The 7,239-nt window shown below is 69.7% G+C and carries 6 protein-coding genes; 4 read left to right on the top strand and 2 right to left on the bottom strand.

Translation table 11 applies throughout. The features are described 5' to 3' along the window. The first annotated feature begins 400 nt into the window (after nucleotides 1–400). Entirely contained in the window at nucleotides 401–1,690 is a 1,290-nt protein-coding gene (locus ACWCQM_RS30810; RefSeq protein WP_450918358.1) for a benzoate/H(+) symporter BenE family transporter, read from the top strand. Nucleotides 1,691–1,851: 161 nt separating this feature from the next. On the opposite strand, the gene ACWCQM_RS30805 is transcribed toward ACWCQM_RS30810, so the two are convergent. Both ACWCQM_RS30805 and ACWCQM_RS30800 read right to left on the bottom strand, forming a co-directional pair. Further along, a complete protein-coding gene (locus ACWCQM_RS30805; protein ID WP_450918357.1) occupies nucleotides 1,852–2,262 on the bottom strand; it encodes a hypothetical protein in 411 nt (136 codons plus the stop codon). Then, nucleotides 2,259–3,746 (bottom strand): polymorphic toxin-type HINT domain-containing protein, encoded by a 1,488-nt coding sequence (locus ACWCQM_RS30800; RefSeq protein ID WP_450918356.1) that lies wholly within the window; start codon nucleotides 3,744–3,746, stop codon nucleotides 2,259–2,261. Before ACWCQM_RS30800 ends, ACWCQM_RS30805 begins: the two co-directional genes overlap by 4 nt. A gap of 330 nt (nucleotides 3,747–4,076) precedes the next feature. Between ACWCQM_RS30800 and ACWCQM_RS30795 the strand changes: the two genes are divergently transcribed. The 3 genes from ACWCQM_RS30795 to ACWCQM_RS30785 are packed head-to-tail and all read left to right on the top strand — an operon-like array spanning nucleotide 4,077 to nucleotide 7,136. Continuing rightward, nucleotides 4,077–6,071: a hypothetical protein gene (locus ACWCQM_RS30795; protein ID WP_450918355.1), complete on the top strand. Its 1,995-nt coding sequence runs from the start codon at nucleotides 4,077–4,079 to the stop codon at nucleotides 6,069–6,071. Nucleotides 6,072–6,090: 19 nt separating this feature from the next. Beyond that, nucleotides 6,091–6,672 carry a hypothetical protein gene (locus tag ACWCQM_RS30790; RefSeq protein WP_450918354.1) on the top strand — a complete coding sequence of 194 codons (582 nt, stop codon included), beginning with the start codon at nucleotides 6,091–6,093 and terminating at the stop codon, nucleotides 6,670–6,672. A 20-nt stretch (nucleotides 6,673–6,692) separates the two neighbouring features. After that, the gene (locus tag ACWCQM_RS30785; RefSeq protein ID WP_450918353.1) at nucleotides 6,693–7,136 is read left to right on the top strand and encodes a DUF3592 domain-containing protein; all 444 of its coding nucleotides are present in this window, start codon (nucleotides 6,693–6,695) and stop codon (nucleotides 7,134–7,136) included. The last annotated feature ends 103 nt before the right edge of the window (nucleotides 7,137–7,239 follow it).

Genomic DNA, 7,239 nt, shown 5'->3' with positions numbered 1-7,239 from the left:
CAGCTCCGCACCGATCCCCGTCGCCACCAGAGCACCGACGATCGCCACCACCACCAGGACAAGACCCAGATACTCGATCGCACCCTGACCACGCTGCCCTCCGCGCGACCTGCGCAACCCGAGCAGCCGCACCTCCGTCCGGGGCACGTTCCCCCGCGACCAACGGCGCAACCGACGACGCACATCCCCCGGACCAGTCATACCCCGACGCTAACCACCGGACAGGGCAACGGTCTTGGGCCCCCGGACCCAAACCGGCGGGGGCCGCGCCCAAAGGTGCCCCGCCGCCGGTCATCTCGGGTGCCGGACCCGGCGGAGCGGGCTCGGCACGCCGTGCGAGGGTTTCGAGCGTCCGTACGAGGCGTACGGCGGCGTGGACAGCGGAGAAGGGTGACAGCGGATGGCCGGTTCATCGGTTCCGACGGCGGAGGAACGCACGGAGCAGCCTCCGTCCGGCGCGCCCGTCCCACGGCCACGGCTGGTCCGCGACCTCTCCCTCTCCGCCGTGCTGGCCGGCGTCGTCGCGGTCGTCGTGTCCTACTCCGGTCCGCTGGTCATCGTGCTGTCCGCTGCCCGGGCCGGGCACCTGGACGCGGGGCAGACCGGTTCCTGGATCTGGGCGATCTCGATCGGCAGCGGGCTGACCTGTATCGCCCTCAGTCTGCGGACCCGTATGCCGGTCATCACCGCGTGGTCGACGCCGGGTGCCGCCCTGCTGGTCACCAGCATCGGTTCGTACGCGTACGGGGAGGTGATCGGCGCCTTCGTGGTGTCCGGAGTCGTCATCGCCCTGATCGGGGTGACCGGGATCTTCGGGCGGCTGATGCGGCTCGTGCCGGGCGCGGTCGTCTCGGCGATGCTCGCGGGCATCCTCTTCTCGTTCGGCGCGGATGTGTTCACCTCGCTGGAGCACACCCCGGTCATCGCCGGATCCGTGCTCCTGGCCTATCTGGCGGGCAAGCGGTGGCTCCCCCGGTACGCGGTGCTCCTGGCGCTGGTCGCGGGGGTGGTGTGCAGTGCCGCGAGCGCGAAGCTCCATGTGCGGCTCGACCATGTCGGTCTGGTGCAGCCGGTGTTCACGATGCCCGCCTTCTCGGTGGCCTCGCTGGTCGGGATCGCGGTCCCCCTGACCCTGGCGACACTGGCCTCACAGAACGCCCCCGGCGTCGGCGTGCTGTCGGCGTCCGGATACCGCCCCGACGACCGGCTCCTCGTCGGGTCCACCGGCCTCGTCTCGGCGGTGCTCGCCCCCTTCGGCTCGCACGCGGTGAACCTCGCGGCCATCACCGCCGCGATCTGCACGGGGCCCGAGGCCCACCGCGATCCCCGGCGCCGCTACGTCGCCGGGGTCGCCTGCGGCGCCGTGTACCTGGTGGTGGGGGCGTTCGGCTCGACCCTGGTGGCGTTCTTCGCGGGCCTGCCGAAGGAGCTGGTCGCCGCCCTCGCCGGGGTCGCGCTCCTCGGCGCGCTGTCCGGTGGCCTCACGGGCGCGGTACGGGAGGAGAAGGACCGGGAGGCCGCCCTGATCACCTTCCTGGCCACGGCGTCGGGCGTCACGCTGTTCGGCATCGGCTCGGCGTTCTGGGGGCTGGTGTTCGGGGTCGCCGCCCATGTCCTGCTCAACGGCCATCTGCGCCGCGGAGGCCGGCCCGCCTCCGCCGATCCTGCGGTGCCCGCGCGTCAGCGGTGACCACGCGGGCGTCCGGAGAGGTTCGGGGCGGCCCGGCGCCGCGGGCGGGGCCCGCCGCCGTGGAGGCGGGCGCCGCCGTGGAGGCGGGGGCCGCCGTGGAGGCGGGCGCCGCCGTGGAGGCGGGGGCCGCCGTGGAGGCGGGGGCCGCCGTGGAGGCGGGGTCAGCCGACTTCCGCGACCTCGACGCCGTACTCCCGCCGCAAGTCGTCCACCAGGCGTTTCCTCCCGGCTCGCACCACACCGCGGGCCCACCAGGTCTCCTCGGGAATCCTGGGGAAGACGTCCGGGAGGAGGAGGGCGCGGAACCTCTCGTCCAGTGCTTCCACCTCCGCGCGGAGGTGGCCGAGTTGGGGGTATTTCTGCAGTTCCTCGGCGGCCAGGGCCCGCTCCAGTGAGTTCCTCGACGTCAGGTCGTTGAAGTAGTCCTCGGCGTCCCCCCGGTACCCCTGCTCGCACTGGTCGACGAACGTCGACCAGCGGCCCAGGAGCGCCTCGGGACCGGTGTCGCGCCACCGTCCCGACGCGGCGACCAAGCGCGAGAACTCGTCACGGAATCTGTCACCTTGAGTCATCGAGCTGCCTCGTTCGCGAAGTATGCGGCCGGATCGTCCGGCCGGAAGTAAGTCGTGATGGTGTTCCCGTTCCTCATCCCGATCCTCCCCTGAGCATCCAATCGAATCACGACGCCGTCACTGCGGACGGCCTCGCGTACACCGGGCGGCAGACTCGCCGGATCCATCAGGTTCTCGGCATCCGCCACGTACCTGTCGAACCCGTCGGGCGTGTCGTACTCCGGCATGTCGGCCGTGCGGGTGGGCTTTCCGGCGTCGTCGAGCCCCAGCACGTGCTTGTCGTACTTCTCGTCGGCGACGCCGGGCCGGAACCCGCAGTTGTTGTTGTGCACCAGGACCGGGGTGTCGCCCGCGAACACGTAGTACGTGTGGATGCCGACGACGGTGAGGTCGTACGTGGTCTGCCGCTGGGTGTACCGGGAGACGGCTGCGACCGTGAGCGCGGTTCCGGCCGGAGTGCGGAGTTCGGCTCCGGGGCGGATCTCGCCGGCGTCCACCCAGCCGCGCCTGTCGACGGACCAGAACGGGTGGGTGTCGGTGGCCGTGAGTGCCGAGGGCCCGGTCGGTGTGCGGAACACCAGGCGCGTGAAGTGCTTGTCCTCGTGGGTCGTGATCAGCCGCTCGACCGCACGGGCCCCTGTCAGCCCCGTCCCCGGGTCCGTCGCGGAGACGAGGGAGCCGACTGCGACCTTCTCGATCCCGAGACGGCGGCCGTCCGCGAGCAGGACCGGAGTGCCCGGAAGGAAGCTGTGCTTGACCGGGCAGGTGACCGGCTTGTCGTCGGGCTTGTCGTCCTTCTTGGGCGGGTCCTTCTTCTCGGCGTCGAGCTTCTTCTTCGCGTCCGCGAGCTTCTTCTCCGCGTCCGAGACCTTCTTACGGTTCTTGATCAGATTCTTCAGACCGTCATACAGATCCCCGCCATGCTTCTTCAGCTTCTTGACCAGCTCGACGGCCTTCTTCCACTTCCACGGCGCCCCGTACTTCGCCGCGAGCTTCCCGACCGCACCACCCACCAGACTCAACAGCACATTGATCAACGTCTCCGTGCACGCACCCATATCCCCCTTGGTGATGCAATCCAGAGCATCCGTGATCCCCAGCTCATCAGCCAGGATCTTCGCCAGCTCCTTCGCCGCCTCGATCGCCTGATCCGAGCTGTCCTTCTCCGCCTTCTGCGCGTCCTGCAACTCCTTCAGCGCGGCGTCATAATCAATCTGCGACTGAGACTTCGGACCACCACCGTCCGAAACCGGATCACCCTCACCCGCCGGACCATCCGCGGTGACATCCGTGTCGTCCCCGCCACCACCATCACCGCACCCGCCACCGCCACCGATCCGGCAGACCTGCGCACTGATCTTCTCCGTCAGCTCCGCACCGATCCCCGTCGCCACCAGAGCACCGACGATCGCCACCACCACCAGGACAAGACCCAGATACTCGATCGCACCCTGACCACGCTCACCCCCGCGCGACCTGCGCAACCCGAGCAACCGCACCCCCGTCCGAGGCACACCCCCCCGCGACCAACGGCGCAACCGACGACGCACATCCCCCGGACCAGTCATACACACGACGCTAACCACCCGACAGCCGGGCGGTCTTGGGCCCCCGGACCCCAATGTGCCTGCCGATCAAGGCCGTTCGGTTCCTCGTTATCGCCCCGGGGACCTCGGACCCAGCCCTCGAACCGGGCCTGTGGTGCCGCAAGTTGGGCCCGTCTTTGGGGCCGAGGGCCCAGGTCGGGCACGCCTCGCCTCCGTACATTCACCACCCTGAAGACAACAGGGCAGGCATGGGCGAGAGGGTGAACCGTGAGCGGTGGCAGAGACTGGGGACGCGGAATCCCGGGCCATGTGCCGCCCGGTGCGGGCGGCGGCGGGGACGGCTGGTTCTTTCCGCTGAGCCGTAGCTGGGCCGCCGGCGCGCTCGTCTACGTACTCGCCGGGTACCTGATGACACGGACCCTCGTCGAGACGCTCGCGACCGAGGAACGGCTCGAGGTCTTCGGCTGGCGGCTGGCCCTGCTGCATCTGCCCGGCGTCGTCGTCACCGTGCTGACGGTCCTCGCGGCGGCCCGGGTGCTTCCGGACCGCCAGCGCGCATCGCGCGTCCTCTACTCCCTCGGCGCGCTCGCCGTCCCCGTCGCCGGACTCGCCTTCGGCTATGTCGTCACCTGGGATGTCGTGGGCACCGAGGGCGTGCTGATGCCGGCGGTCGCGATGGTCACGGGCTCGGCCGTGGGGCTGGTCCTGGACCAGCTGATGGAGGACCGGGGCTCGGACTCCGCGTCCCCCTCGGCGTACGCACGCTCGTACAACTGGCGGGACACCGGCGCCACGGCCACCGAGTACCTCGGTGTCATCGTGCTGGTCGTCGCGCTCGTCGCCGCGCTCGCCATGGCCGGCGTCGGCGGCCGGATAGGCGACCGCATCCGCTGCGCCATCACCTCGCTCACCGGGGGCGGCGCCGGGGGGTGCGCGACGGACGGGGACGGAACGGCGAAGCCCAAGACGGACGCCGACTACGAACCCAAGCTGTGCCAGGTCTCCAGCATCTCCGACACGGCGGGCGGCAAGGTCAAGATCGGCTGGTTCGAGTGGGGCGAGGAGTACGGCTTCCAGCAGAAGGTCGCCCAGGCCAACACCGATGTGAACGACGACGGCAAGGTCGACGAGAACGACAAGCTGGTCTACATGACCTTCACCGATGCCGCGTCGGCGGGCGTCAACGCCAGTACGCCGGGCGTCAAGCTCGGCAGTCTGGGGAAGGCGGACATCGACATCGGCGGCGGCATCAAGATAACCAACGGCGACACCTGGGTGTTCAAGAGCGAGGAGGACGCCCAGAAGATGCGGGACGACATCGAGGAAATGAAGATGTGGGAGACCTCGATGACCCACGGCGGCGCCTACGGCGGCAACTGGTACTCCGGCATGAAGTGGGCGGACAAGAAGGAGGACATCGAGAAGAAGATCGGCGACAAGAAGATCTCCTACTCGACCATCGGCCTCAACGTGTACGCGGACGGCGGCCTCTCCATCAAGGCCGGCGACGAGGACCAGCTCGGCGCCAAGCTGGGCGGCAAGGCGAAGTTCTCGCCGGACGTGACGATCACCAAGGACGACGTCAACGGCAACGAGTCGTACACCTACACCGCCAAGCTGGAGCTGGAGGGCAAGGTGGGCGGCAACGCCGGGCCGCTGGGCGGCACCGCGGGCGCCAAGGACACGCACACCGGGGCCATCACCGTCACCCGTGACCAGAAGACCGGGAAGATCGTCCGGATCGACATGACGAAGACGGTGGAGAAGACCTCCACGTCCGACAAGGGCGAGGTCTCCGGCGACAACGGCAAGAAGGACGACGACAAGCGCGGAGGCAAGGGGAACGTCACCGACTCGTCCGGGGACACCGGCATCGAGGTGCAGACGAACTCGATCGTCTTCGGCAAGGAGACCGACGACGCCACCGAGGCCAAGCGGGCCATCGCGGAGACCTGGCTCGACGGCTCCGGCAACAACACGGCGCCCTTCGAGTACATGTTCGGCGACAAGTCCCTGGAGAAGAAGCCGGAGGGGACCGACCCCTTCGAGCAGCTGATGTTCCAGGACGGCCTGTCCAGCACGATGCAGTACCACGGTGAGACGGACGCCCAGGAGTTCGGCTTCGAGGTCTCGCTGGGCATGAGTCTCGGATTCTCGATCTCCGACGAGCACAAGAAGGAGACACTGACGGACGCGCAGTTCCTCGGGGCTCCGCAGGGCGACAAGCGCTCGTACCTGCCCTACAGCTACTGCGCACGTTGAACACGCTCGACGAGAGGCGATGACGTTGACGAACTCCAGGGCTCTCGGTGCGGCGGCAGCCGCCGTCTTCGGCCTGACGCTGCTCAGCGGCTGCGGTGGTGAGGACACGGCCACGGTCCCGGACGGCTGGGGCACGCTCGACACGAAGAGCGTGTCCGTCGGCTACCCGAAGGACCAGGGGTACGCCCCGCAGCCGGCCTCCGAGCGCAGCGAGGCCAACGCGGCGGTCGCGCTGAAGGAGGAGAAGGGGCTGCGCACCGGCATGGTCTCGGTCCAGCTGGACTTCGCCACAGGTGTCGGTGACGCCGGGGAGGCCGCGGCTGCGGCGGGCGCCGGGATCGGCCTCGGCGCGACCCGCCAGGAGACCGAGGACGTGCGGCTGGCCGGCGAGGAGAGCGCCCGCGAAGCACGCAGGATCGACTACGAGTTCACCTCGACGGGCGAGGAGTCGACGCCGGTGAAGGGGACGCGGATGACGGGGGTGGTGGTGGCCGGGGTCGACTCGAAGGACGTACCGTTCGCCATCCGGGTCAATGCGGTGAAGGGCGCGCTGAGCCCGGCGGACCTCGACGCGTTCGTCGCTTCCATCACCGTCAAGTAACCCGTCTCGGAGCCGAGTTCATGGACGTACTGCCCGGTGGCACGGCCACCTTCCTGCTGCTGTTCGGCCTGTTCCTCGGCGCGTTCGCGGTCCGCTCCGGCCTCCGGCTGCTGCGTGTGGTGCGGCTCGTCCGGCACGGCGAGCGCGCCGAGGGCCGGTGCGCGGACCGCCGCGTGATCGACCGGGGCTCCGGTGCGGAGAACCGTTACCGCACGGAGTACGTCTTCGCCTTCCGCACCCCGGACGGCCGGGAGGTGGAGTTCACGGACCACGCCCCGGGCCCCTTCGGCTTCGAGGTCGGGGCGCCGGTGCGGGTCTCGTTCGACCCGGCGGACCCGGAGCGGCGGGCGACGGTGGCAGGCCCGGGGGCATGGGGGCCGGTACTGATGCCGACGGTCTTCGCGGGGGTGCTCGGGCTGTTCTCGCTGGGGCTGCTGGTCGCGTTCGCGGCGATGGTGGGGTGAGCGCGGCAGTCCGTCGCGGCATCCCCGAGCAGGCGCAAACGGTACCGGTACACGGGCCCGCCGGAGCACGATCGCAGCGCCTATTGCTACCCCTTTTGCTACT

This window comes from Streptomyces sp. NPDC002125, from assembly GCF_053593715.1.
Note: the sequence above shows the minus strand (reverse complement) of the source record. Positions and strands in the feature narration are given on the sequence as shown.